We start from the raw sequence: 26,409 nt of genomic DNA on the forward strand, positions 1-26,409 counted from the left end.
ATAAAATAGGTAATCTTATTTTTTAATCAAGCAGATTAGATAATGCCATGCTTGCAAGAATGAATGCCCCAATGCCATGTAAGTCATTTTCCGAAGTCAGGCGTGAAACGTAATGAGCGTAATCACCTGCAGAAGTTCCGATACAAATCCCTTTCATAGTCCATGCTTCCTCGTTGGATTCGATCATCTCATTTATTAGACCTTGATAGGCTTTAACAGCTAAACTAGCAAATTCTTTTTCAACATATCCTTTTTCAATTGCCCTTGCTATCGTGTAAATAAACAGGCTCGAACAAGAGGATTCAAGCCAATTATCAGAACGATCTCCCTTATCGACAACTTGATACCACAAACCTGTTTTCTCATCCTGGAATTTTGCTAATCCTTGAATTAATTCTAGAAGTGCCTGGATTAATTCACCTTTTGACTGGTGATTAGGTGGAAGCAAATCCAGGATATCAATTAATGCGGTTCCGTACCATCCAACCGACCGACCCCAAAATTCCGGTGAACAGCCGGTAATGGGATCAGCAAACGGCATCGTTCTTGTTTCATCCCATGCATGATAAAGCAAACCTGTCTGATGGTCTTTCATATTTTTTCGCATTAAGCTTTCTTGAAGTAAAACCATATCAACTAATTCAGGCTCACCAAATGTTTGGGCATACATTAAGGCAAATGGGCCAGCCATAAAAAGACCGTCAAGCCACATTTGGTAAGCGTATTTGTCCTTATGCCAGAAGCCTCCCTCTTTTGTCTTATTCAAGGTTTTATACAAATTTCTTAATTTCATTGCTGCTTTTTTATAGCGTTCATCTTTAGTAGCTTTATAGAGAGGAAATAGTAAAATACCAACCTGAATGGAGTCAAGCTCATCTCTTGCAAAAACAAAATTACCTTCCTCGTCTACGAAATTGTCAATATACCCTTTTATATATTCAAAATACTCCTTGTTTCCGTTTTTTTCCCATACTCTTTGCATCCCGTAAAGAAATACACTTTGATGGTAATGCCATTTGTTTGCAGGCGGAAGATTCTCTGGAGTAAATTTATTCATTAATTCCTTACATGCCCGTTCGGCATGGGTAAAAGGTAAACTTTTATCTAATTGTGTATTAACTACTTCTGAAAAATTCATGTTAAAGCCTCCAAAATTAATATTCTTTTGTTATAACACTCAATTAAAAACTCTAAAATCATCCCCCAATATCAACGTGGGAACTCTCTAACGTCTAAAGCTGCAGAAATTTATGTTCTTCGTTCTTCTAAGTACATGCGGTGCTTATTGCCAATTTTGTTGAAAGCATTACATGCAGGCTTCATAAATAATAAGGCAAGAAGGTTGCCGCTGAATAAAAGGCTTATTGGGGGAACGTATGTAAGGGCAAAGCATATGACAAAGCTTCCAATTAGCATAAAAAATGTTTCTATTGGATTAATGATCATAACAAAGAATGAATTTTTAATGACCTGTGAAATTTTCATTTCGAAATGAACAAAAATTGGAATGGTGTAAAACAGCATACAAACAAAAATTAAACTAATAACCAAAAATGGTATATATAGTAATGATGTAAAACTACTTTGGAACTTTTGGAGAAATAAAAGGTCTAATAATAGCACAAATCCGATTGAAACAATAACTAAACCGAGAAGATTGCTTTTGATGAACTCTTTTTTATATGCCGCCCAGAAAGTTTTGAAAATCGGTGTATCCTCTTCTCCAGTCACCCATTTACGGACAACGGCAAACATTGCAATGGTTGAAGGGAAGAAACCGAAAATGACCAGGCCAAATAATGAAAAACTGATCCATAAAACATTTAATAAAGCTACTTTTGAAATCCAGTCCATCATTTTATGAAGGCCGCCCCAAATTCCTAATGTTTCCATTTCCAATACCTCCTCTTCCCTTTTTAAATTATAGGAATTTCATGAAAGATACGTAGCCACTTCTTCTTTCGCCTCTTTTAAGAGTGTTTGAAGGAAGTGGCATCCTATAATTACTGCATTACACCAATGTTGATAAAACAAAACTGGCCATTAACCTTTCAGTCCACTTGTACTGATTCCTTCAACAACATAACGTTGAAATATAAAGAAAATCACTAATACAGGAATTAATGTAACAACTGACATGGCGAACATTGCACCCCAGTTTGATACAGATTCATTGCTTAGGAACATATTTAAAGCTACTGAAACCGTGTATTTTGTAGGGTTGTTTAAATATAGAACTGGTCCAAGCAGGTTATCCCATGTCCAGTAGAAAGAGAAGATGGCAGTAGTTGCTAACGCCGGTTTAATTAATGGCAAAATAATTTTGAAGAAAATATTAAAGGTATTGCACCCATCAATCGTTGCAGCTTCATCAAGTTCCCTTGGGATTGTACGAATAAACTGAACCAATAAGAAAATAAAGAATGGTTGCCCAAAATAAGCAGGAATGGCAAGCGGCTTAATCGAATTAAGCCATCCCAATTTTGAAAAGAGAATGTATTGTGGTACCATAACTACTTCATTTGGAAGCATCAATGTTACCATCATCAAGGCAAACCAAAAAGCTTTACCTTTAAACTCGAGCCGTGCAAAACCAAATGCAATCAAAGAACATGAAATCATTTGGCCAATCATTGTTGTAATAACAAGGACCAATGTGTTCTTAATAAATAACCCAAAGGAATTCCCGCCGATTCCATGCCATCCTGACGAGTAGTTAGACCAAATCCATGGATGGGGAATAATGGATTGGGCTGTAGTAAAAACTGATGTACTTTCTTTAAAAGAGCTCATAATAAGCCAAATAATTGGATAAAGCATTAGGATGGCAAATCCGCCCACAAGGATATGGTAGGCCCACCACTTCACTGATTTAACTCGCATATGTTAACTTCCTCCTTCTCATTCGTAATGAACCCAGAACTTTGATGTTAAGAAAATGATACCTGTTAACAGTCCCACGAAGATAAGCATGATCCACGCCATTGCAGATGCATAACCCATATTGAAGAATGAGAAACCTTGAACGAATAGGTAAAGTGAGTATAAAAGGGTACCATCCATCGGGTCGCCAGTTCCTTTTGAAATGATAAAGGCAGGTACAAATGTCATAAACGCACTGATTGTTTGCATAATCAAGTTAAACAGAATAATCGGGCTTAACATTGGGAGTGTAACTCTGGTGAATTGTCTCCACCCGTTCGCACCATCCATACTAGCAGCTTCATAGTAACTTTTTGGAATACCTTTTAACCCTGCCAGAAAGATTAGCATCGATGAACCAAATTGCCAAACAGATAAGAAAATTAACATCCAAAGTGCTGCTGTCGGACTTCCAAACCATCGTACAACCGGAATACCCAGAAAATGAAGCAAAAGATTGATAATTCCTTGATCCCCGAAGATATTACGCCACATAATGGCAACGGAAACACTGCCTCCAATCAAGGATGGCAAATAAAATAATGACCGGTACAAACCAACGGCCCGTGATGCGGTATTTAACATCATCGCAATCAACAGCGCAAATACAAGTCTCAATGGGACTCCACAAAATACATAAATGAGGGTATTTTTTAATGCATGCCAATATCTTGGGTCAGCAGTAAACATTTTTTTATAGTTTTCCAATCCGATCCAGGAAGGCGTGGAAAATAGATTATAGTTTGTAAAGGATAAATATAGCGAAGTAATAATTGGAATTAATGTAAAGGCTAAGAAACCAATAATAAACGGGCTTATAAATGCATAACCTTTTAAATTTTCCCTAAGAGCACGTCTTTTCTGTTGTTTACGCACACTCTCAGGAGCAAGCATAATACTCTGCTGTACTTCTTCATTGGCAATCTGCACGCTCATATAGCCATCTCCTTTTCTCTTAAACCACCACCCTTTTCATTGAAGGGGGGATAGCTGAACCGAGAAAGGATCAGCTATCGGATTTGGTTCTGAATTATTTCTTGTTTTTAGACAAAATAGCATCTGCCTGCTGTCTAAATTGTTTTGCTGCATCTCCAGGCTTAAGATTTCCATAGCAAATTTGATTGCTTAAGTTCTGTAACAGGGTGATTACTTCTCCTGCTCCAATCGGGTCCGGACCATTAAATACAGTACTGTGTTTCCCAGCCCAAGCTACATAATCAAATACTTGTTTCTGTGCAGGTGATAATAATGGATCTAACGCCTTTTGGACGGAAGTAGCACCAGGAACACCACGGTCACCAAGAGCTAATTTGTTGGCATCAACATTGTTTTCCAAGAAATCAATAAATTTAGCAGCTTCTGTTTTATTTTTTGAGCTGTTAGACATTGACCAATACATACTTGGTTTCAAGAATAATCCTTTATCAGCCCCCGGGCCTGGCATGCCGACCATTTCAAGCGGGCGATTTACTACTTGCTGGAGTCCAACAAACTGATTGGACCATTGGAAAATACCGATTGATTGCTGTTTTACAACAGGATCATCTTCAAGTCCTTTTACCTGAGCTTTCTCATCAGGTGAAAGAATGGCATTCTCTTTTGTCAGTTCAGCATACATCTTAAAGAAGTTTACAAATAATTTGTCATCTTTATAGCCAAGAGTAGTGCCATCTTTACTGTAAAGTCTTTTTCCCTGAGTTCTTAAATAATAGTTAAAAAATACATCTGGAGCCGGATTCGGTCCATCATCAAACTTCAAGCCTGCGGCAACCGCTTTCTTAGCCATACTTTGGTAGTCAGTCCATGTCCATTTTTGCGGGATTGAGTCAATTCCTGCCTTTTTTAACAGTGCAGGGTCATATTGAAGACCAATAGCATTCGATCCAGTAGGTAGACCATAGTAGTGATTGTTTACTTTTCCAGCATCGATATAATCATTGCTGAGTTCTTTCGTATTAATTTCCTTGCCATAGAATGGTTTTAAATCTGCCAATTGATTGTTATTAGCGTATTGTGTAACATAGGATGTATCCATTTGAATAATATCTGGAAGGTTATTTGCTGCTGCTTCTGGAGCAAGCTTTTTCCAGTAATCATCCCAGCTGGCATATTCAGATTCGATTTTTACATTTGGGTGCTGCTTTTCATACAAGTCAATAATTTTTAGAGTATAATCCGTTCTTGGCTGATTACCCCACCAGGAGATACGAAGTGTAACAGGTTCATTCTTGCTTGCCGTCTTACTTTTAGCTGAATCACTTTTCGTGGTACTTGCTGTATTGCTTCCGCTGCATGCTGCTAAAGAAGCAACAAGGAGCAGTGATGACAGGCCAGCTACATACTTTTTGATTTTCATTAAGTAATTCCCCCTTTTTTTCACTTATGTAAGTGTTTACATTTTTAATTTTAATGTACTGTTATAACTTTCTGAATAAAAATAACCGACTTTATTTGTTTAAAAAACAGTTATATTGTACTTTCAATATCTGCATAAAAAATAAGATTCTATCTCTACAGGGAGAACCTGTGGAGATAGAATCTTATTTTTTAGCTATCTTTTTTGTTTTTTGAAAGGATATTGTTTGCTTGCGTTCTAAATTTCTCTGCTCCTTCGGCAGGCGTTATTTTTTTGAATAATATCTGATTAGAAATGTCCTGTAAAGTCTTAACAACCTCTGTAGCGCCAAGCGGGTAAGCTGTCTCAATATGATTATTGCTTCTTTCAATCTTCATTACATAGTCAAATATCTTTCTCTGGTCTTCTGGTAACTCTTTTTTAACCTCACTTGCTACCTTGGAAGAAACTGATACACCTCTTTCTCCTTTCATCATCTTATTCGCCTCAATATTGTTAATAAAGAAATTGATAAATCTGGCTGCTTCCTTTTTATGTTTTGACCCTTTAGTAATAGAGAAAAGCTGGCTGGGCTTCACCATTAAACCAATGTCTTGCCCAGGCCCAGGTGGTGGAAGAATTTCTAACGGTCTTTTGGCAGCCTGTGTATAACTATAATATTGGTTGGAATGATTAAATGTCATTGCAGCTTGATGGTTGACCAATGGTTCATCTTCTATACTATTAATCTGCTCCATTACATTTACACTTGGCAGTGCACCTTGACTAAGTAATCTTAATTGCATATCAAAATAGTCGATAAACAATTGGTCATTATTATATCCTAATGATGTTCCCTCTGTGTTGTATAAGTTCTTTCCTTTTGTGTGCAAATAGTAAGAGAAAAACACTTCGGTCGATTCCATGCCATTAAATCCATAAATATTACCACCTTTATGAATTTCGGAAACTACATTTTCAAAATCCCTCCAGGTCCAATTCTCTTTTGGTATAGGCACCCCAGCTTTAGAAACTAAATTTTTATCCATTATGACAACAGGAGCATTTATTCCTAATGGAAACCCAAATAATTGATTGCCGATCATACCTCCTGAAAGAATCTTATTATCAATTGATTTTGTATCAATTATTTTATCTTTTATATAAGGAGTTAAATTTTCCAGTAAATCATTGTCACTATATGACTTCAAATAAAGCAGATCCATCTGGACGATATCGGGTAATTGATTAGCCGCAGCCAGTGGAGCTAAGCGTTTCCAATAATCATCCCAATTTGAATATTCATACTCGATTTTAATATTTGGGTTATTCTTTTCAAACAATTTGATAACCTTTTCTGTCGAATCATGCCTTGGCTGCTCTCCCCACCAAGCAATTTTCAATGTGACAGGCTCTTTTTTCTTGACTGATTTTACCGTTTCAGTACTAGAACACCCGCTAAAAACAATAAGAAATACTAGGGGCAACATTAAGATCAAACTTTTTTTCATTTTCGATTCCCCTTTGTCAACATCTTAAAAACCTTGGACAGACTCTCTTTTATATTCAGATGGGGTATAACCTGTCTGCTTTTTAAACACTTGACTAAAATACTGTGAATTTTCACCAAAACCAATCTTTTCCGCCAACTCGAAAATCTTAACATCACTTTCGTTTTCGATTATTTGAATAGCTTTCTCGATTCTAATTCGAGTTAAAAAGTTGGAAAATTTCTCTCCTGTTTCCTTTTTGAAAAGTTTGCCTAGATAATCCGCATTCATATATAACATTTCATTTGCAACCCATTGTAGACTTAGATTAGGGTCATCGATATGTTCGTTTACAACATCGATCACTTTGCTAATGATAGTAGAATGTTTATTTTTATTTTGTTGATAAAATCCACTGGTAATTTCCTTTGTAATACTTTGAAAAAAAGATTGCATATTTTGGATCGTGTTTAGTTCCATAAGGATGGGTAATTTCGATAAGTATGTGTTCATAGTCGGAGAATCGCATAATCGTATCATGGCATTAAAGACTTGAATAACGTATGACTTCGTTGCATAGATATCCATTTTTAAATCGATAAACCGCTTAAAGAAAGAGACAATCTCTTTCTCCACATCTTCCCAGTATCCTGATTTAACGAGACGGCAAAACTTTTGTTCATCATAATAAAACTCTTGTTCAACACTTTTATCTATTAAACTGATATCATTTCTGGTAATAATACTGCCTTCGCCTAAATAAAAACGATAATGGAGGCAATCGAGCGCTTCCAAATATAATTTATTTGCAGCATTTAATTTTCCTAATTCACTAACAGCTATAGTGCAATCAAGTTGATAATATTGAAAAAAAGTATCCCTAATCTTTTCTATTTTCTGTTGAATGAGAGGATAATTCCCTTCATCTTCCACTAGAATCAAAATCAATTCTCCTACCGTACAACATAGGATATTTTCCCCGAATATTTTCTCAGTGATATTTTTTAAAGCCAATAATTGTTCAATTTGAAAGTGACCTTCTAATTGGAATAACACTAAACGAACATTTGAACTACTCAAATCAATTTGATAGAGATTTTGATATGTATTTAAGTCACCATGATCATAGATATTTGTGACAAACTCCTTCAATTTTTGCTCTTTTGCAAATGGGAGGACGGTTTCAAGTGTTTCTTTCATATTTTTAATAAAGGATTCGCGCTCTTTCTCCTGATCTAATTCCATACAAATCTCACTTAATGCATTAATAATGGTATTTTCGTTACATGGTTTTAGCAGATAATGCTTAACACCGTACTCCATTGCCTGTTTGGCATAATCAAACTCGCTAAAGCCGGATAACAAAATAAACCGAATTTCTGGAAAGTTGTTATAAACCTTCTTGACTAATTCCAACCCGTTCATTCCTGGCATTTTAATATCACTAATCACAATGTCGGGCTGATGTTGGCTGAGAAATTCGTATGCTTCGATTCCATTTTTAGCTGTACCTATTAAACTCGTTCCGATTGACTCCCATTTAATTACCTTTGATATCCCATCGATAATAATTCGTTCATCATCAACTAACATTACTTTGTACATGTTCTTCCCCCCTGTTGTATGGTAGAAGTATAATGATTTTCGTTCCTTGATTAGGCTTACTTTCAATATTTACGCCATATTCTGCGCCAAATGAAATCTTAATTCGCTCATCAATATTGGACAAACCAATTCCTTGTCCCCGGGTTTTCATTTCTCCCTTTTTTACTTTTTCTAAAATTTCAGGTTCCATTCCCGGTCCATTGTCCTCGACAATTAGCTGGAAATTTTCTTTATTTAAAATGGAGTAAATTCTAATTTTACATGGTTCAATCATTGTCTCAAGCGCGTAATGTATCGCATTTTCTACAAGAGGCTGCAGTGTCAATTTAGGGATATAGTTATCAAATACATCAAGATCCACATGCATAGAAAAATCTAATCTTTCTTCAAATCTATATTTTTGAATGATAATGTAATTTTTAACTATATTCAGCTCAGATTCGATTGTAATGAGAGGTTTTTTTAGACTAATAGAATTTCGAAGTAAAAATCCCAGTGCTTCTACCATTCTGGAAATTTGCTCTTGGTCATTCACCTTTGCGAGCCAATTGATGGACTCCAATGTATTGTATAAAAAGTGCGGATTAATTTGAGCTTGTAATGCTTTAAACTCTGTTTCTTTTATTGTTAGCTGCTTTGAAAGGTTTTCGTTTACCAGTTCGTCAATTTGCTGGATCATTCTTTGAAAGTTTTTATGCAGCTTCCCTACTTCGTCATTTTGTAAAAAGGAGGGTTCTAAAAATCCTTTTTGAGCTTCCTTAAAATCCCCATGCTGTGCATATTGCATTCCATCAACCAGATTTTCTAATGGACTAGTGATGTTCTTAGCAAACCTTAATCCAACAATCGCCACAATAAAATACATAGAAATAAATAGGATAAATAATATATTTTTTAGAATCTCAATATTTTTAAAAATTTCATCAAAAGGCATTACATTAATATAATTCCAATCAAGGTAATGGGATTTAATATGAACCAGGAAATAATTTTTACCGTTTATCTTTTTTATTTGATAACCAGAATTTTTGTTTAACGTAAGTGCTTCATTTTTAATTTCACTATTAACCTTTTTAGGGTAAATAAGCCCCTTTTTATCGGTAATTAAAAAATCTCCATCCAACTTGCTAGATCCTTGTAGAAGATTACCTGCAAGCAGATCCATATTAATATAGATCATCAGCGTTCCTAGATTTCTAAAACTCAAGTTATTGTATTGGCGAATTTGCCGAGCTGACACAAGCGTTAAATCGTCACCGGGTGAAGTAGTCCAAATATTAGTTCCATGTGCCTTCATGGCCATTTTAATAATTTGTTCTTTAGGAGCATCTGGTAGTTTAAATGTTTTTGGACCAACGTTCCAATCATCGCCATTAGTGTTAATTAATTTGATTGACTGAATATATTTATCATTATTTACATAGTTTAATAGTTTATCCGCCATACTAGTGCGAATACGAAATTTTTCATATTCATTACTTTGATCCCGTTCTTCTATCAAATATTGCGAAATTTGGGGGTCAGTCAATATGTTATAAGAAAGATCTTCTATCTTCTTTAGTTCATACTCAAGGCTGTTAGAGGAAGTGCTTAAGACTTGAGAGGATTTACTGTAGATTTGCTTATCGTAACTATTAAAAGCATACTGGAGTCCAAAAACGGTAAAAGAAAATGAGATAATCATAATCCATGAAATTAAAATAAACAGCTTGTATTTTATTTTTAAATCTACGTATTTTTTTTTCAAAGCTGTGAAAAATTGTGCCATATGTATTTTTCTCCACTTAGTCTGTTTGTAATTAGAAATTCGACGAAATTGAAAGCGCGGTCATTTTTTAGTAAAAAGATAACAACAAAGTTTGAGTTTATTTTATAACATTCGACGGAATTTTTAAACTATCAAATATTTTCCTAAATAATAAAGAAACGATTCTCCAAATTAGAGAATCGTTTTTTTAATCTAATGATACACTTCTTCTTTCCCCTTTTAACTAGATACATGGCTTGATTCACGAAGCAGCTCGTCAATCCTAAAGGGCCGGTTCTCCTTACTTGACCGCCATACACCTTCACCCATTGCAATTGAATAAGCTCCCGCTTCTGCACCTGCTAAAATCGGAAATGGTCTAGTTGGATCCACGCCTAAGAATAAATCTTCTTGAAGTAATGGGTCTCCGCCGCCATGACCTCCTTCATTTAGCAGGACGTGAATAACCTCCTTTGAACCAAATAACGGATAATATTCAATTGTCTGTTCCGGAATTGGAAACGGAACACGGCTAGGTTCATCAAATTCCTGTGTTTCAATTCTTCCTTTTGTCCCATTAATAGCAAGACGGTAGCCTTCATACGGAAGTGAAAAGTTAACGGAATAATTTAAAAAGGCCCCTTGTTCATATTTAACCGTTACCGCATAAGTGTCCTCGATATCAATTTCATGATCAAAAATACAAGAATCCGGGCGATAATCTGTGTAGTTTTGGGCAGATTTTTCAATACTGTCTGCTTTAATATGATCGTCTTTAACTGATATATTATTTCTGCGGTTTGACCAGCGCATATAGTATTGACATTGATATTTTTCATCACAAGTACTGCAAAAGCGGTGATCAGTTGGGCTTGGATTTAACTCACCATTCTTCCCATAATAGTTTAGGGCACCAAAGGCAAAAACCTGCTCGGGCTTTTGGTCAATCCACCAGTTCACTAAGTCAAAATGGTGTGTTGACTTATGAATCGATAAGCCACCGGAGCTTTCTCTATTACGATTCCATCTTTTGAAATAACTGGCACCATGGTAGGTATCCACATACCAATTCAAATCTACAGAAGTTACTCGGCCAATTTTTCCATCTAAAATCATTTCTTTTATCTTACGATGGAATGGATTATAACGATAATTGAACGTTACAATGACTTTCCCGTTACTATTTTTTTCAGCTTCCATGACTCTCCTGGCATCATTTGCAGTTGTTACCATCGGTTTCTCGGTGATCACAGTTAAGTGGTTTTCCAACCCCTTTAAAATATAATCAATATGTGTGTTGTCTCTGCTTGCAACAATTACTGTATCCGGGTGGGTTTCTTCCACCATCTGTTGAAATTGTTCGGGACTGTAGGTAGGAATTGAATGTAATTGTGGGAAACTTTCCTTAGTCAATTCAAAACGCCGGGAATCAGGGTCTAATAGACCTACAATTTGATTGTTATGCGAAAAGCTCGTGAGGATAGGATCAATAAACATCCCCATTGCCCGATTACTTAGTCCACAAATAATAATTCTATTCATCCTTGAATCCTCCATTTGATATTAGTATTTTCTGAGTCTATCAACCTCAAATGTTAACGCTTTCTTTAATTATATTTAAACCCTTTTAAATATTAAATTTAAAATTCAGTTTTCTTTTTTGAAATAACAGTGTTTTAGGCTGGTTTTATTCTAAAAAAAATACTTGCTTTAACTCTTTTGCAACCGGACTATTATCTGAATTAGTTTCCATAATATCTTTCATATAGGCCCACCATTTTTGACAAATTTCCGTTTGAGCCATCGCGTTCCACTTTTCTTCACTTTCTATTTCCACATAGGCGAATAAATTATTGGTTTTTTCATCGAGAAAAATAGAATAATGATGGGCTCCATGATTTTTCAGTTCTTGTGCCAATTCCGGCCAGATTTCATCATGGCGTTTCTTATATTCTTCCTGAAATCCGTTAAATACCTTCATAACTGTCGCTTTTCGAATTATCTGAATCCTCTCCTTTTAAACATTTTCTTTCAAATCGAATGACTCTATATTCAAACTTTCCCAATTCTAGTTTTCCAGCGGTTACGTTCGCTTTAGTAAACACATCAATTCCTTCAATAGGTATCGTAACGCTGCCGCCTTTTCCATCCATGTTGATAATAAACCAAACAGAATAGCCGTCTCCCTTTCTTGGAGCTACAATTGTTCCTTTTGATACGTCCGTTCTAAACAAAACGTTAGCATCATTGGCATAATGATCGACAAGTTTCTGTAGCATGAGGTCTCCTTCAATACCTACTGGCATGGATCCGAGCATGATGATTTTTCCTCTTCCGAGTTGATGCTCGGTGATAAAGGATTTTCCTTTCGAAAGTCCCTCTTCTATTTCTCCTACTGACTTTTCTTCGTCATATTCGAATACAGAACTCCACATTCCCAATGGTGCAGACACATCAAAGGCACGACCGATGGTTTCGCTGTCGTCCATTGGGTAGGTAAATAAAACCTCAACACCAGATATATTCTCCAGTTCGCCTAACGCCCGGTCCGTATGAATAGTATGTGACTCCGTTCTTCCTCCTGTTAAAGGCCCAACAATCCAGACGCCGCCATTTTCAACAAATTGTTTGGCACGAGCTAAAAACTCAGATGATACATAAGGGATAAACGGTGTCAGCAATACCTTATACCCATCCAGGCTTGCACCTTCAGGAATGAGATCACGAAAAATCCCTAAGGATAATATCCGTTCATAAAAATCAGTAACGAGAGCACGGTGATTTAACCCGCGATGGGGTTCAGTCTTTAAAAAGGCCTTGGCCCGGTCGGAATAGGTTATCGCTAATTCTGCTTGACTAGGTCTTGTTGCTAGAATAATAGGTTCAATTTCTTTCCGCATTTTTTCCACTTCCAGCACATTAGCATATCCTATTGTGGGTTTCCCCCATGCACTGATAACAGAACCATGTGGCTGCTCACAGCCTGCCCGCTGCTGTCTCCAGAGCCAATAACAAAATCCTTCTGCTCCTAATGCATAGGCTGCAGCTGCCTCTGCTTTTAAATAACCATTAGGATGCGGGTTTGCATAACTTTCAAGTGAGGCTGCATAGGATGGACTCGTTTCCATTACCCAAAAGACTTTGCCTTTTTTAAAATTTCTCCACAAATCGTTGTTGATTAGAAAAGAGGGAAAATGATCTATAGTTGCATATGTATCAAATGAGGCAAAATCAAGATTTTTATATAAGCGCTCATTATCAACACTAAAGAAGACCGAGCTGTTATGGGTAATCGGACCACTAGAAAATTTCCGAATAATAGCTGCCTGCTCATCACAGAACTCTGCAATCTTCTCCATCGAGAAAAGCTGATACATCGTACTTAAAGATGAATTGTGTAAAAAGGGCGCATGGCCTGGCTGCGGCACCTGTTCGAAGCTATGATAATATTCACTCCAAATTTTTGTTCCCCATGCCTCATTTAAATTATCAATAGTTTCATAACGTTTTTCTAACCATTTATGCCATAATTCCTTACAAGTAACGCACATGCACTCACTCACATGGCATTTGAATTCATTATCAATCTGCCAGCCAATCACACCTGGTATACTTCCTACCGTACTAGCAATTTGTTCCGTTATTAATGCTGCTCGTTCTCGAAAATATGGATGATTGGTGCAGGCATGCTGTCTTGAGCCATGTCCCATTACTCTTCCATCACGCTCCACATACATTCGTTCTGGATGACCCTCCGAGAACCAAATCGGCGGTGTAGGAGTAGGGGTACACATAATGGTTTCAATTCCATTTTCATAGAGTTTAGTAATAACATTGATAAAAAAGGATAAATCAAACTTACCTTCTTCTGGTTCCACGGTGGCCCAAGCAAATTCACCCATTCTCACCACGTTTATGCCCGTTTGTTTCATTAGCTGAATGTCTTCTTCAATGGTCCTCTCATCCCATAGTTCAGGATAATATGCCGCTCCATGATATAGCTTTTTCCCCAATTGTTATCACCTCGATTTCTACTTTTTTATTTTTATATAGGAAACAATCATTAGCTTAAGTTTTTTGTTTTGAGTTAAAAAAGGTCTTGGTTTTGAAAAAATAATTTTTCCAGCCTGCTAGAAAGTTCATCATCGGATAAAGGATTCCGATGAGTATTTTCCAAATAAATATATTTTTCTGTTTCCGGCATTAGGTATTCTTTAAACCATAGGAAAAAGTCAGGGCTATCTCCCTGCATTCTAATAAACTTTCGTAACGCATCAAGCGAATAAAGTGTGCTTTTAATATTTGTTAACCAATCGGCACGGTAAAAATATTCCCATTTTCCATGTTCCGCACGTTTTAATGCAAGAATACTATTGTTATAATACCGAATGGATTGTGAAACACGGACAAATGCTTGCGGGAATTCTTGTTTTCTAAAATGGGAATAAGCATTACATAGAGTAATAAACCCTTTGCAACCAGAAACATGTAGTTCAACATGCAGTGTGAATTGGTCATAGAACCTCTGTTGATCCTCTTCTCCAAGTTGAAGCTCCAAGCTCCTGCATTTCTGTAATAATTCCTCCCAGCCCTTAAGACCCTCTTCACATTTCTTCTCAAACCAAAGGACTTGTTCTTCAAAGGGAATTTCACCTGTTGCCCAGTATAGGCTGCTTAAAGGAATCATCGTCTTTCCCTGAAGCCAGTGGCCGATTATTTTTCTGGCAGGATGATGATAAAATTCCTCACCTGCTTTATCATCCTCATGTTCACCATAACCAATCGATTGATTAGCAAAATTTTGATACAGCTTTTGAATTTGATTGTTATGAGTTCGATATAACCGATGAATAAACTCTTCTAGGTGTTTATCCTGATTTACTGTTCCTTTACTCCATAGTTGGCTTATTATATCTAATGGATACAGATGCGGCCTGATATTTCCGCTATTTAACAAAAGATACGAATATGCCCCTGCATCAAAAGCCTTCTCTACTTCTTTAATAATCATTTCCGTCGGTGCAGGAAACATGGTTAAATGATTGGAGGCTTGAAGATCATGAAACGTAATATGATAATAAATTCCATGTTCACTGGGATCGTTCACATCCGGTAAAGAAGGAATCCTTAGGTTTTCATTATTTTGCCGCCTTGACACCATTTTCCCGTATCCATTATCGGCCCAAATCTTAATGACACCATCAGGTACTCGAATATACCCCTCCTTATATAATTCGGCAATTTCTCCATAAAGGGCCATACAGCAAACCGGCTGCTCAACAGACTTCCTGACTAGTTCATACTGTCTCTCGACAACCTTAGAAATCATGTCCCCTCGTTTTTCTGGTGTATCAAATTCAGGAGCATTCTGCCAAAAAGGGGCATCTCCTTGGCCTCTGAATGAAAGGACCCAAATGATCTTTTGGTGTTTTTGTTTCTCAATCGCTTCCTTCCAAAGATTTTCAAAGAGTTCTTGATTTTCTTGATAGTTTGGTTTTTTGCCTGGGTAGGCCCGTAAGAACATTTCAGCTCCTAATGGTTCGGCATGGTGATGGGTAACCCATAGACCCATCTCTGCCGCTAAATCAGTGTGTATTCCATGTCTTGGAAGATCTGTACCTGGGATGACCATATTTCCACCGCATCGCAATAGAGCTTCAAACACGGGAAACCACACTTCTTTCGTGGGTGGATACTCCTCTTTCCATCCAATCAAACAAACTTCGTCATTCACGAACCAGCCTCGATAACGCACCTTAGACCTGGCCGAATTATAATTCGTAACAGGTATTTTAATTTGGGTTCTTGGTTCAATAGACAGATCCGCCCAAAACCAAAATGGATCAACACCTAGATAATGTCTGCTGTAATGAAGGAGTCCGTAGATAATGCCAAGATCGTCGTTCCCGATAATGTGCATCACCCATTTCTCATTCTGTTGACTGAACCGAAAAGCAAAACCTTCCGGCCAATCGGGACCTTCATCCTCCTTTGAAGCATATCGTATGATTAAATTTGGGCCTGCCTCAGGGGAAGTGGTTAATATAGACGGTTTACCAAATACCTTTTTTTGATCCCTGACAATCATGTCTAAAGCATATTGCACTGAAGTTGAAATAGTTTCTGGCGAAAGAATGACTGTGTTTTCATCAAGGATTACAAATGAACGATTTATCATAAATCCCCCTGACTCTTTTATTGATCATGTTAAAAATACCTGAGAAAGGGAGGTCCTTTCACAGGTTAATCATTTCTAGTAGTCTTATTTTTGGCTATGGCGTATCAATAATAAGGACAAGAAGGCAAGTACCAAGCCTTGACCCCAGCCCTGGACTCTTTTAGCAGGAACTTCCTTATACCCTTCTGCATCATCCATAACCGCCGTTCCAGCAGATACATTCATAATCGATCCGTCCTCTTTGACTTGCTTTAAGATTCCATCAATCGATTTTTGTACATATTTATGGTACAGTTTTCCTCGTGTCAGTAAGGCGGCTGCAATTCCAGCGGTACCTGATGTTTCTAAATAGGATTCAGGGTCCGTCACAATCGTATGCCAATGCCCTGATTCATCTTGCAAGCGAACTAATGCACTTAGTTGATCGCGGAGTGAACCATCAATAATCATATAGGATGGATGCTGTACCTTCACAAGCTCCAATGCTCTAGCCATTGTATAGGCGGCCCAACTGTTGCCTCGCGCCCAAAAAATGCCAGACATATGGTTTTGTGTGATATTATCCCAACCATGATAGTAAAGGTTAGTCAGGTCATCTTGGAGAAATTGCTCATGACCATGATACTGCTTTAATCCAAAATCAATGTAATCCTTCCGATCAAGCATATGACCGATTCGTAAGAGGAAATAGCCTGCCATAAACATGGTGTCCACCCATGCCTGTTCAGGGAAGACGTTATGAACACCGTTTACCGTATGCTGCAAAACGCCATCTGCAAATCTCTCTGCATCATGTAATAGATAATCTGCCATTTGGACGGCATAGTCTAAATATTTTTCCTCATCGGTAGCTTTGTATAAGGTAAGAAGAGCATGTCCGATAGATGAAGCGTTTACGGATAGTGGGGGAAGTCCATCCTCTAATTCCTCATCGACCCAATCTTTAATAAACTGCAAATACCGTTTCTCACCAGTTGCTTCATAGGCCTCAGCAACACCATAAAAGGCAACCCCGCCTGGCCAATCCCAGCTGAAATCCATTTTCGAGGTTCTCTCTACGACGAGTTCGATAGCGTCTTTTACCTTATTTACATCAAAGACAAGTTGAGCCATCCGTATCTTTCCTCTCCCAAAGTAAAAATTAATTAAAACGTCTTCTTTTACCTATAAAAATCCCCATTATCATTGTTAGAAAGCAAATTGATAATGGGTATCATGAATATTTATTTTTAGACTTTTAATATTAAGAGCTTAACCAGCCGCCATCTACTGCTAGGATGTGACCGTTTACGTAATTTGAGGCTTCAGAAGCTAGAAAAATAACTGCTCCCTTTAGATCTTCCGAAGTCCCCCAGCGCCCTTGTGGAATCCTAGAGGTAATCGCTGCATTGCGTCCTTCATCTCCGCGGATGGGCGCCGTATTATCTGTCGCCATATAACCAGGAGCAATCGCGTTTACATTCACACCTTTACCTGCCCACTCATTGGCAAATGATTTTGTCAGACCTGCCACCGCATGTTTGCTGGCTGTATAAGCAGGTACACGTAATCCCCCTTGGAAAGATAACATGGAGGCAATATTAATGATTTTCCCTGAGCCTTTTTCAATCATATGTTTGCCCACTTCACGGCATAATTGGAAAACGGCATGTTGATTGACATTAATGACTTCATACCAATCCTTATCTGAGAAATTCTCCGCTTGTGCACGACGAATGATGCCGGCATTGTTTACTAAAATATCAATTTGTCCGGCAACGGATAATGCTTCAACAACAAGCTCACTTGGCGCCCCTTGCTTGGACAAATCTATTTTAAGGTCATGAAAAGTTCCGCCGATTGCTTCAATCTGCTCACGAGTTGCTGACATATCGCTCATGCCTGCACCTATGACGGTTGCCCCCGCTTCGGCTAGACCAATTGCCATGCCTTGACCAAGTCCCCGGCTTGCACCAGTGATAAGGGCCACTTTCCCTTCTAATGAAAATAAAGATTTCATGTTACTTCCTCCTTACAAGTCTTTTTAGGCTTGTTCGTACTTATTTTTTAAGAACACGAGACTTTCATTAATAAAAGGTTCTGTCGTTTCTTCCATTAAAATATTGAGATACGGTTTTTTCTGTTTAACCTGTTTCAACACAACATCATAATTTAATAGTCCCTGGCCAACTGCCACTGTCTTCAATTGGTTAGCCTCTACAACAAAATCTTTGGCATGGAGGATGACCATTCTGTCACCAAGCAGTTCAAATGCTTCCTGGATAATTTTGTCCTGATCATGATAAGTATCAATCGTTAATAGATTGACAGGATCAAGAATTACTTGAAGATTATTGGAATTGACCATGTCCAAAAGCCGTTTCATCGCTTTCGAAGAATAAATCGGATGATTCACACCCGCTTCAATACCCACAATGACTCCAAATTTCTCTGCTTCCCGCACTAGTTCCCGAACACTTTCAACCACTTCCAGAAATGGCTCTTCCTTAAAATTTTCAACTGTATAAACAATTTCAGGATTGACGTTACCCGTTTCGGTCCCCACTATACTGCAGCCAAAATCCCTGGCAAAGCGGATATGCTCTTTAAAACGCTCAATCCCTTTTCTCCGTTCTCCATGGTCAGGATGAATCATGTTAAAATAACAGCCTAATACTGCGATTTGAACATTTTTTCGCGCGAACGCTGTGCCAATATGATGTGCCAAACCAGGACTAAGTGTCCAGGGCTCGGGCTTTATATAATCAAAGGATTTACTTAAAGCTAATTGCACAGATGTGAGTCCTTTACCGGAAATTTCTTTTACCAACTCCTCCAAGGGGCGATTTTCCAAATCATGCGCTCTTATACCAAGGTTCAAATAGATTACCTACTTTCTGTTTTTCGAGAGTAAAACGAGCTTATCCGAGAATAACTGCTTCTTATCCGAGAGTAATTTCACCTTATCCGAGAGTTACTCCACCTTATCCGAGAGTAATTCCCCTTATCGAGAGTTACTCCACGTCATCCGAGAGTTACTCTACCTCATCCGAGAGTTACTCCACCTCATCCGAGAGTAATTCCCCTTATCGAGAGTTACTCCACCTCATCCGAGAGTAATTCCCCTTATCGAGAGTTACTCCACCTCATCCGAGAGTTACTCCACCTTATCCGGGAGTTACTCCACCTTATCCGAGAGTAATTCCCCTTATCGAGAATAATTCCACCTTATCCGAGAGTAATTCCACCTCATCCGAGAGTAATTCCACCTCATCCGAGAGTAATTCCCCTTATCGAAAATAATTCCACCTTATCCGAGAGTAATTCCACCTCATCCGAGAGTAATTCCCCTTATCGAGAGTAACTCCACCTTATCCAAGAGTTACTCCACTTCAACCGAGAGTAACTCCCCTCATCCGAGAGTAATTCCCCTTATCGAGAGTAACTCCACCTTATCCAATAGTTACTCTCCCTTATCCGATAGTTAACTTATTCCTAGATGTAAATTACCTTAAGTCTTCCATTTTGACATGATCCATGTCATCATATGTGATGTTTTCGCCGCACATCCCCCAAATAAAGGTGTAATTGCTTGTAGCAGTTCCTGTATGAATGGACCAGCTTGGGGAGATGGCTGCTTGTTCGTTTTTCATAACCAAATGTCTTGTTTCATCCGGTTTACCCATGAAGTGAAAGACACGAGTTTCCGGTTCCATATCAAAATATAAATAAACTTCCATACGGCGTTCATGTGTATGGCATGGCATGGTATTCCATACGCTTCCAGGTGATAACATTGTTAATCCCATTTGAAGCTGGCAGGACTCACATACATTTGGATGAATATATTGGTGAATTTTCCGCTCATTTAACGTTCCAGGGCTGCCTGCCTCTAGTGGTTTGATTTCATTAATATCAATTTTGACAGTAGGATATTTATGATGAGCAGGGGTAGAATTAATATAAAATTTTGCTGGATTTTTAGGGTCATTTGATCTAAATAACACTTCTTTCGTTCCCATTCCTACATAGAGTCCGTCATAACGCTGCATATCATATTCTTCACCATCAAGAATAACTAGTCCGTCTCCGCCAATATTAATTATTCCAAGCTCACGGCGTTCCAAGAAATAACTAACACCTAGCTCTTTATCAAGCTTAATGGTCAATTCCTTTTCTGCCGGTGTAACGCCTCCGAATATCATGCGGTCCACATGGGTATATGTTAGATGGACTTGATCCACTTCGAAGAGTGTTTCTACTAAAAATTCTCTTCTTAGTTCCTCAGTATTATATTTCTTCATATCATCCGGATGATGTGCATAACGAGTTTCCATATTTCATTCTCCTTTTCTTTGAAACTATTTTTATAAAAGCCCTAACGGACAATTTTACCTGCTTCCTGATCAAGAACTTTCATTATTTCTTCCTCTTTAAAGGCATTGCAATCTCCATGAATGGTATGCTTGAGAGCGGATGCCATAGATGCAAAGGAAATGGTGCGTGATAATGGCCATCTTTCTAGAATGCCGTGCATAACGCCAGCCGCAAAGGCGTCCCCGCCGCCTACTCGGTCTACTATATGATCAATCAAAAGCTCTTTGGATTGAAACAATTCACCTTTTGTATAGATGTTTCCTTGCAATTTATTGGTTGAAGCCGAAAGAACGGTCCGGAAAGTCGAAGCCATGTATCGAATATTTGGGTACAACTCATTTATTTTTTCATAGTAGTATTTCAGCTTTTCATCTTTTAAAAGGGATTCACTTGCAGGTTTGATAGCTAATAAATGAACAGCATCCAATTCTCCGCAGAAACAGATGTCTATGTAACCAAGAAGTGGCTTTATGGCTTCCGAGCAAGCTTGTTGGCTCCATAACGATGCCCGGTAATTAAAATCGAGACTGGTTATAACTCCTGCTTCCTTGGCTGTCCTTACTGCCAATAAAACCAATTCTCTTAAGGCTGGTGATAAGGCTAAGGTGATTCCGGTCACATGAAACAAATCGGCATCACAAAATATTTCATCTAAATTCAATTCTTCCTTGGATAATTGAGAAAAACTAGAATATTTACGGTCATAAGTAACTTGAGCACTTCTTCCGCCAACACCGCTTTCGAGATAATAGGTTCCTAACCTTTCTCCGCCTTTTATTAGAGAATTAGTATCTACACTGTAAGATTTTAAATGCCTTTCCACCGCCGCACCCAGGGGGTTGTTTGGGATTTTGCTGACAAATTTGACGTCATGACCAAACTGTGAAAGTGAAACCGCAACATTCGCCTCCGCACCTCCATAATGCATAAGCAGGTTATCCGTTTGAAAAAGTCTTTCTCCTGATTTAGTAGAGAGACGCAGCATGATCTCTCCTAGAGTCACAATTTTTTTCATTTGAAAAGCCCCTCTGCCTATATTCTGTAATACAAGTATTCTACTAATGAGAGTATTGCCATTGACTGTCCGTAAGGCATAGCAGTAACAGATATTTCCTTATAAAACTCTTTGGTTTCTCCCATCGCCGTACCTGCAGAAACATGCTTTAGTTCACCATTTCCATCAATATTTTCAAGCACTGCCTGAATCGCTCTTAGTCCCATGTTTAAATATTTTTGATCGGAATAACGTTTCCGAACCGCTTTTAAGGTTCCAAAAGCAAACCCTGCCGTACATGATGCTTCTACATAGGAGGTAGGGTCGTTCAGCAATGTGTGCCATAAACCGTTTTCATTTTGGAGTGTTTCAAGCGCTTCAATCTGTCTATTTAATGTATCTATTAATATTTGACGAACAGGATCGTTGTCCGGTAAATTGACTAGATCTAAAAACTCAGGAATTGCGATTGTTATCCAGGAATTTCCGCGTCCCCATAATGCTTCCGCAAAGTTATGGTTTCCTTCGAATGTCCAGCCATGGAACCAAAGCCCTGTCTTTTTATCAAACAAATATTTAATATGTACCAAGAATTGTTTTTTTGCTTCTTCAATATATTCCGGCTTATTCAGTAATAAACCGATTTTAGTTAGTGGTAAAACACTCATCATTAAGGTGTCATCCCATAACTGTTGATAGTTCTCCGAGCCGAATACAACATGCTGAATCCCGCCATCCTTTGTTCTTGGCATATCGTGATAGAGCCAATCCCCCCAAGTTTCTAAGTATGGAAGATACGTAGGATTGTTGGTTTCTTCGTACAAATAAGCAAGCGTTAACATTTGTACCATTGTATTTACATTTTTTTCAACCGGAGTTTCCTTAAATTGATCATCGAACCACTTGATAATAATATTTAATACGTTTTCATTTTTGGTTAATTGATAATATTTCATCATTCCATAGAGTCCAACACCTGCTGTCCATTCCCAGTAATTAAAGCTCTTATTGTCTATTTTTCTGCCATCGGCAAGTGGAATGGCATACTTCCCATCTGGATCATTCAAGTTCACTAGGTTATCAATTAACAATTCTATTTTTTTCTCAATGTCAAGTCTGTGCAATTTAACTACCTCCACTGATTGAATGTTATTTATGGACAAGCATTTTTTTATATTTACTGTTAAGGACTCACTTTTAATTATATGGAAACGCTTTTTTATATTAAATTTAAAATTCCGTTTTCTTTTATTAAAAAACAGTGTTTTCTTGAAACTACTTTCCATATATTCAATAAAAAAGGCCTGACAACTTATTGATAAATAAGTTGTCAGGCCTTTTTTCTAACTCTATTAGCATTGCTTTTCCAATTTTAACAGCCGAGTCTTCATCTCTAATCCGCCTCTATAACCTGTTAGCGATCCATTTTTTCCTACTACGCGATGACAAGGAATCGATATTAAGACAGGATTTGCACCAATTGCCGTTCCAACAGCCCGAACGGCTGCCGGCTTATTTATTATATGAGCAATTTCTGAGTAGGACTTAGTTTCTCCGTAGGGAATCTCACATAATGCGTTCCATACCGCTTGTTGAAAGTCCGTTCCATGGCAATCAAACGGAAACGTAAAGCCCTTTCGTTTTCCATCGAGATATTCGATTAATTCATTCTCATACTTTAGTAGCTCTTCCTGACTTTCAACAAGCGGGCATCCAGGAAATCGTTTCTCTGCCCATGCTGCTAACTCTTCAAACGGCCTATTCTGAGAACCAACATAGCAAAGCCCCTTCGAGGTAGCCGCCATATACATCTTCCAATCTTTATAATCTAAAAATGACCAATAAATAGTCGACTTCGTCTGAGGTTTCACTGTCCAATTCCTCCATATTAAATAATTAATAATAGAAAAATTACTTCTACATAATTACCGCTATTGTCCATTTGATATAATTCTAATTAAACGCTTTTGACACCTTATTATTATAACGTACTATTAATCCAAATAGTGATTTACAAAATTGAAGGGCAAAATAAAGGCTTCATATTTAAGTTAAAAGAGAAAATAGATTGGGCTGATTTAATTGACTAATGCAAATATAAACGATCAAACAAAGATCATTATTGATTTACCAGAAGATTTTAATATGGAGGCAAACCTTGGTTATTTAGGTCGAAACAATAATGAATGTATGTTTCAAATCGAAGATCTGTCCATTACAAGAGCGATTGATACAGGGAAAAACTACAGACTAATTCATATACAAGTGGATCAGGATAATCAGATGGTTGTTCAGTTTATTGATTCTTTGCCAACAGCTCCAGAAGAACAGGTCGAGGTGGTTCGCTTCATTCGAGAATGGTTTGATTTAAATCGAAATTTAACTCCTTTTTATAAACTGGCAAAAGCGGACCCGCTCTTAAAGATACCTGTTCAAGATTTTCATGGCTTAAGAGTTATCGGTGTACCTGATTTATTCGAGGCTCTCTGTTGGGGAGTTTTAGGGCAGCAAATTAATTTAGCATTTGCCTACACATTAAAAAGACAGTTTGTTGAAAAATTTGGTTCATCGATCGAAATGGGTGATAAAAAATATTGGATTTTCCCTTCTTTTAAAGAAATTGCGAAATTAACTCCTGAGGATTTAGCCGATATTAAAATGACTGTAAAAAAGAGTGAATACATTATCGGCATTGCACAGTTAATGGAAAGAGGTGAACTTTCTAAAGAATCACTAATGAAAATGAATTTCAAAGATGCTGAAAAAAGCTTAATCAAGATTCGTGGGATTGGTCCATGGACAGCGAATTATGTCTTAATGCGCTGCCTTCGTTTTCCCACGGCATTTCCGATTGATGATGTTGGATTACATAACGCTATAAAATTCTTAAAAAGCTCCGAAAAAAAGCCCACAAAAGATGCGCTTCATGAGCTTTCATTAAACTGGTCAGGCTGGCAGGCTTATGCCACTTTTTACTTATGGAGGGTTCTCTATTAGTTCCTTTTAAACTAAATTTATGAACATGCTAAATATAAAAAGGTCAAGCAAACCTAAACCTGTTTAAGGAAAAAGAGTGTCCTAATTAAAGTAAGATAAATTTTAAGGACACTCTTCTTTGTATATAGCAATTTTCTTTCAATTGATTTTGATGAAGATTGAAATAAAATCCATTCCTCTTTAATAACACTTCATGCGGTCCTTTTTCGATGCTTTCTCCATTATCGATTATGAGGATCGTGTCAGCCTCTCGAATGGTACCCAACCCGAGCAATCACAAAACTAGTTCTCCAAAGGATTGGCAAGCACAGCTCTTGCGATGGTCAAAAGTTGCTTTTGGCCTTGACTTAGATTACTGTCCCCGGCGCATATTGCCGTATCGTACCCTTTAGGGAGCTTTCTAATAAAAGAAAAGGTTTGAACCTTTGTGTAAAGCGCCTCTCTTATGTCCGCACCAAAATTCTGTGCAGCACGACTTGCAAAGACATTACAGCCAGCACCACCAATAATCTTAGGAAAGTAACCAATATCATCATTCCGGCTGAATGATGAATTGCCTGAAAATCTCGTTTGACGACTCCAAAGTTAACAATATGAGCGACGTATTTTGGTTGAAGCAAATCACAAAATACATCTCCTACCAACTGAAGTATTTTACATCTTCAAGGCATAACTAATCTACATCAAATTTTTACATCCTTTTTCTCTAGCAATAACCTGCGAATAGCCAATAAAAAAAGGGATGATTAATATTATTTAAACATGTGGAAGTTTAGAAAAAGTGATGAGGAAAATAAACAAGCTAATAGTTGGGCTTAATATACAATCATGCTAAAATAAAATGAAATTATTAAGCCTATTTTAAAAGAGGATTGATCTATCATGAATGTTTTAAAAAAATTAAAACAGTATACGGATTACTCAGAAACCGAACAAATTATTGTTGAGTTCATCCTTAAAAATCCGGATATTGTGTTAAAATCGACAGCCAAAGAATTGGCAAAAGCTACACATAGTTCAGCCTCTACCATCGTCCGGCTAAGTCAAAAACTTGGGTTCTCTGGTTATCATGATTTTCAGATTCAATTTGCAAATGATAGTCAAATGAGCATCCCGACCTATGATATTGATGCCAACTATCCCTTTAATGCCGGGGATGATCTTAATACTATCATCCAAAAGATGTCTAAATTACAATTGGAAGCTATTAATGAGACGCTTCTGCTTGTGGAACTGGATCAATATGAAAAAGCAATTCAGATGTTATCTCAAGCGGAAGTCATTGATATCTATGGCACCGGAATTAATATTCATATGGCCGCAGATTTTAACTACAAATTAAGAAGAATCAACCGGCGTGTGGAGATGCCGCTAAATGACCTAGACCAGTTATTTAACGCTGCACGTTCCACTGAAACACATTGTGCCCTCATCATTTCCTATACAGGTGAAAATGATACTGTTCTAAAATACGCTGAGATATTAAAACAATCCAACACGCCTATTGTCAGCATTACCAGTATGCGAAATAATTCTTTGTCTAAATATAGCGACGTTTCTTTAAACGTAGTTTCCAAAGAAAATGTCTATTCTAAAATTGGTACCTTTTCGTCGAGAATTTCCATTTTGATGATTTTAGACTTTATTTATGCTGGTATTTTCGGAAAAGACTATGAGGAAAATAAAGACTATTCGACTAGAATTGCTAGAATTACTTCCTTCTACAATGCTCCAACTCAGCTGGATGAAGATAACTAAGAAAGGCTGCATAAACGGCAGATCCGC

21 protein-coding genes and 1 pseudogene are annotated in these 26,409 nt (G+C 37.5%); 2 read left to right on the forward strand and 20 right to left on the reverse strand.

Annotated elements, in window-relative coordinates; genetic code table 11:
- Window positions 1-22: 22 nt before the first annotated feature.
- The 19 genes from JOC76_RS14770 to JOC76_RS14860 all read right to left on the reverse strand — a co-directional run bounded on the left by JOC76_RS14770 (window position 23) and on the right by JOC76_RS14860 (window position 23,498).
- Complete coding sequence (locus JOC76_RS14770) at window positions 23-1,138, reverse strand: glycoside hydrolase family 88/105 protein (protein WP_205178706.1); 1,116 nt, start codon at window positions 1,136-1,138, stop codon at window positions 23-25.
- Window positions 1,139-1,248: 110 nt separating this feature from the next.
- Complete coding sequence (locus JOC76_RS14775) at window positions 1,249-1,893, reverse strand: YesL family protein (RefSeq protein ID WP_205178708.1); 645 nt, start codon at window positions 1,891-1,893, stop codon at window positions 1,249-1,251.
- 150 nt (window positions 1,894-2,043) lie between these two features.
- Window positions 2,044-2,883: a carbohydrate ABC transporter permease gene (locus JOC76_RS14780; protein ID WP_205178710.1), complete on the reverse strand. Its 840-nt coding sequence runs from the start codon at window positions 2,881-2,883 to the stop codon at window positions 2,044-2,046.
- Between the two features lie 18 nt (window positions 2,884-2,901).
- Window positions 2,902-3,816 (reverse strand): carbohydrate ABC transporter permease, encoded by a 915-nt coding sequence (locus JOC76_RS14785; RefSeq protein WP_205178935.1) that lies wholly within the window; start codon window positions 3,814-3,816, stop codon window positions 2,902-2,904.
- A gap of 136 nt (window positions 3,817-3,952) precedes the next feature.
- Window positions 3,953-5,278, reverse strand: coding sequence for an ABC transporter substrate-binding protein (locus JOC76_RS14790; protein ID WP_205178712.1), 1,326 nt, complete (start codon window positions 5,276-5,278; stop codon window positions 3,953-3,955).
- Window positions 5,279-5,469: 191 nt separating this feature from the next.
- On the reverse strand, window positions 5,470-6,768 hold the full coding sequence (locus JOC76_RS14795) for an ABC transporter substrate-binding protein (protein WP_205178714.1): 1,299 nt from the start codon (window positions 6,766-6,768) through the stop codon (window positions 5,470-5,472).
- A 24-nt stretch (window positions 6,769-6,792) separates the two neighbouring features.
- Window positions 6,793-8,352 (reverse strand): response regulator transcription factor, encoded by a 1,560-nt coding sequence (locus tag JOC76_RS14800; RefSeq protein WP_205178716.1) that lies wholly within the window; start codon window positions 8,350-8,352, stop codon window positions 6,793-6,795.
- Complete coding sequence (locus tag JOC76_RS14805) at window positions 8,330-10,120, reverse strand: cache domain-containing sensor histidine kinase (RefSeq protein WP_205178717.1); 1,791 nt, start codon at window positions 10,118-10,120, stop codon at window positions 8,330-8,332. Before JOC76_RS14805 ends, JOC76_RS14800 begins: the two co-directional genes overlap by 23 nt.
- 219 nt (window positions 10,121-10,339) lie before the next feature.
- On the reverse strand, window positions 10,340-11,641 hold the full coding sequence (locus tag JOC76_RS14810; protein ID WP_205178718.1) for a Gfo/Idh/MocA family protein: 1,302 nt from the start codon (window positions 11,639-11,641) through the stop codon (window positions 10,340-10,342).
- A gap of 145 nt (window positions 11,642-11,786) precedes the next feature.
- Window positions 11,787-12,101 (reverse strand): L-rhamnose mutarotase, encoded by a 315-nt coding sequence (rhaM, locus tag JOC76_RS14815; RefSeq protein WP_205178936.1) that lies wholly within the window; start codon window positions 12,099-12,101, stop codon window positions 11,787-11,789.
- Complete coding sequence (locus JOC76_RS14820; RefSeq protein WP_205178719.1) at window positions 12,067-14,112, reverse strand: beta-galactosidase; 2,046 nt, start codon at window positions 14,110-14,112, stop codon at window positions 12,067-12,069. Before JOC76_RS14820 ends, rhaM begins: the two co-directional genes overlap by 35 nt.
- A 74-nt stretch (window positions 14,113-14,186) precedes the next feature.
- Window positions 14,187-16,277: a glycosyl hydrolase 115 family protein gene (locus JOC76_RS14825; protein WP_205178720.1), complete on the reverse strand. Its 2,091-nt coding sequence runs from the start codon at window positions 16,275-16,277 to the stop codon at window positions 14,187-14,189.
- 84 nt (window positions 16,278-16,361) lie between these two features.
- Window positions 16,362-17,390 (reverse strand): glycoside hydrolase family 88/105 protein, encoded by a 1,029-nt coding sequence (locus JOC76_RS14830; RefSeq protein WP_205178721.1) that lies wholly within the window; start codon window positions 17,388-17,390, stop codon window positions 16,362-16,364.
- 130 nt (window positions 17,391-17,520) lie between these two features.
- Entirely contained in the window at window positions 17,521-18,276 is a 756-nt protein-coding gene (kduD, locus tag JOC76_RS14835; protein WP_205178722.1) for a 2-dehydro-3-deoxy-D-gluconate 5-dehydrogenase KduD, read from the reverse strand.
- A 24-nt stretch (window positions 18,277-18,300) separates the two neighbouring features.
- Window positions 18,301-19,110: a sugar phosphate isomerase/epimerase family protein gene (locus JOC76_RS14840; protein WP_239557743.1), complete on the reverse strand. Its 810-nt coding sequence runs from the start codon at window positions 19,108-19,110 to the stop codon at window positions 18,301-18,303.
- 652 nt (window positions 19,111-19,762) lie between these two features.
- Window positions 19,763-20,593, reverse strand: a complete 831-nt coding sequence (gene kduI / locus JOC76_RS14845; protein WP_205178724.1) for a 5-dehydro-4-deoxy-D-glucuronate isomerase — start codon at window positions 20,591-20,593, stop codon at window positions 19,763-19,765.
- A 41-nt stretch (window positions 20,594-20,634) separates the two neighbouring features.
- On the reverse strand, window positions 20,635-21,648 hold the full coding sequence (locus tag JOC76_RS14850; protein ID WP_205178726.1) for a sugar kinase: 1,014 nt from the start codon (window positions 21,646-21,648) through the stop codon (window positions 20,635-20,637).
- Window positions 21,649-21,665: 17 nt separating this feature from the next.
- Entirely contained in the window at window positions 21,666-22,751 is a 1,086-nt protein-coding gene (bglB, locus tag JOC76_RS14855; RefSeq protein ID WP_239557744.1) for a beta-galactosidase BglB, read from the reverse strand.
- Window positions 22,752-22,979: 228 nt separating this feature from the next.
- The gene (locus JOC76_RS14860) at window positions 22,980-23,498 is read right to left on the reverse strand and encodes a methylated-DNA--[protein]-cysteine S-methyltransferase (RefSeq protein WP_205178730.1); all 519 of its coding nucleotides are present in this window, start codon (window positions 23,496-23,498) and stop codon (window positions 22,980-22,982) included.
- Between the two features lie 274 nt (window positions 23,499-23,772).
- On the opposite strand from JOC76_RS14860, the gene JOC76_RS14865 reads away from it, so the two are divergent.
- Complete coding sequence (locus JOC76_RS14865; protein ID WP_205178938.1) at window positions 23,773-24,624, forward strand: DNA-3-methyladenine glycosylase family protein; 852 nt, start codon at window positions 23,773-23,775, stop codon at window positions 24,622-24,624.
- A gap of 85 nt (window positions 24,625-24,709) precedes the next feature.
- On the opposite strand, the pseudogene JOC76_RS30035 reads toward JOC76_RS14865, so the two are convergent.
- Window positions 24,710-25,032, reverse strand: a pseudogene (locus tag JOC76_RS30035) (hypothetical protein); the annotation flags it as partial.
- Between the two features lie 474 nt (window positions 25,033-25,506).
- On the opposite strand from JOC76_RS30035, the gene JOC76_RS14870 reads away from it, so the two are divergent.
- Entirely contained in the window at window positions 25,507-26,382 is an 876-nt protein-coding gene (locus tag JOC76_RS14870; protein ID WP_205178731.1) for a MurR/RpiR family transcriptional regulator, read from the forward strand.
- The last annotated feature ends 27 nt before the right edge of the window (window positions 26,383-26,409 follow it).

This window comes from Neobacillus cucumis (assembly GCF_016908975.1).
In the GTDB taxonomy this organism is placed as follows: domain Bacteria; phylum Bacillota; class Bacilli; order Bacillales; family Cytobacillaceae; genus Neobacillus; species Neobacillus cucumis.

Bases quoted from the DNA above. Each gene is read 5' to 3' on its own strand.
- JOC76_RS14770 (WP_205178706.1), bottom strand. From the start codon at position 1,138: ATGAATTTTTCAGAAGTAGTTAATACACAATTAGATAAAAGTTTACCT.
- JOC76_RS14775 (WP_205178708.1), bottom strand. From the start codon at position 1,893: ATGGAAACATTAGGAATTTGGGGCGGCCTTCATAAAATGATGGACTGG.
- JOC76_RS14780 (WP_205178710.1), bottom strand. From the start codon at position 2,883: ATGCGAGTTAAATCAGTGAAGTGGTGGGCCTACCATATCCTTGTGGGC.
- JOC76_RS14785 (WP_205178935.1), bottom strand. From the start codon at position 3,816: ATGCTTGCTCCTGAGAGTGTGCGTAAACAACAGAAAAGACGTGCTCTT.
- JOC76_RS14790 (WP_205178712.1), bottom strand. From the start codon at position 5,278: ATGAAAATCAAAAAGTATGTAGCTGGCCTGTCATCACTGCTCCTTGTT.
- JOC76_RS14795 (WP_205178714.1), bottom strand. From the start codon at position 6,768: ATGAAAAAAAGTTTGATCTTAATGTTGCCCCTAGTATTTCTTATTGTT.
- JOC76_RS14800 (WP_205178716.1), bottom strand. From the start codon at position 8,352: ATGTACAAAGTAATGTTAGTTGATGATGAACGAATTATTATCGATGGG.
- JOC76_RS14805 (WP_205178717.1), bottom strand. From the start codon at position 10,120: ATGGCACAATTTTTCACAGCTTTGAAAAAAAAATACGTAGATTTAAAA.
- JOC76_RS14810 (WP_205178718.1), bottom strand. From the start codon at position 11,641: ATGAATAGAATTATTATTTGTGGACTAAGTAATCGGGCAATGGGGATG.
- JOC76_RS14825 (WP_205178720.1), bottom strand. From the start codon at position 16,277: ATGATAAATCGTTCATTTGTAATCCTTGATGAAAACACAGTCATTCTT.
- JOC76_RS14830 (WP_205178721.1), bottom strand. From the start codon at position 17,390: ATGGCTCAACTTGTCTTTGATGTAAATAAGGTAAAAGACGCTATCGAA.
- kduD (WP_205178722.1), bottom strand. From the start codon at position 18,276: ATGAAATCTTTATTTTCATTAGAAGGGAAAGTGGCCCTTATCACTGGT.
- kduI (WP_205178724.1), bottom strand. From the start codon at position 20,593: ATGGAAACTCGTTATGCACATCATCCGGATGATATGAAGAAATATAAT.
- JOC76_RS14850 (WP_205178726.1), bottom strand. From the start codon at position 21,648: ATGAAAAAAATTGTGACTCTAGGAGAGATCATGCTGCGTCTCTCTACT.
- JOC76_RS14865 (WP_205178938.1), top strand. From the start codon at position 23,773: ATGGAGGCAAACCTTGGTTATTTAGGTCGAAACAATAATGAATGTATG.
- JOC76_RS14870 (WP_205178731.1), top strand. From the start codon at position 25,507: ATGAATGTTTTAAAAAAATTAAAACAGTATACGGATTACTCAGAAACC.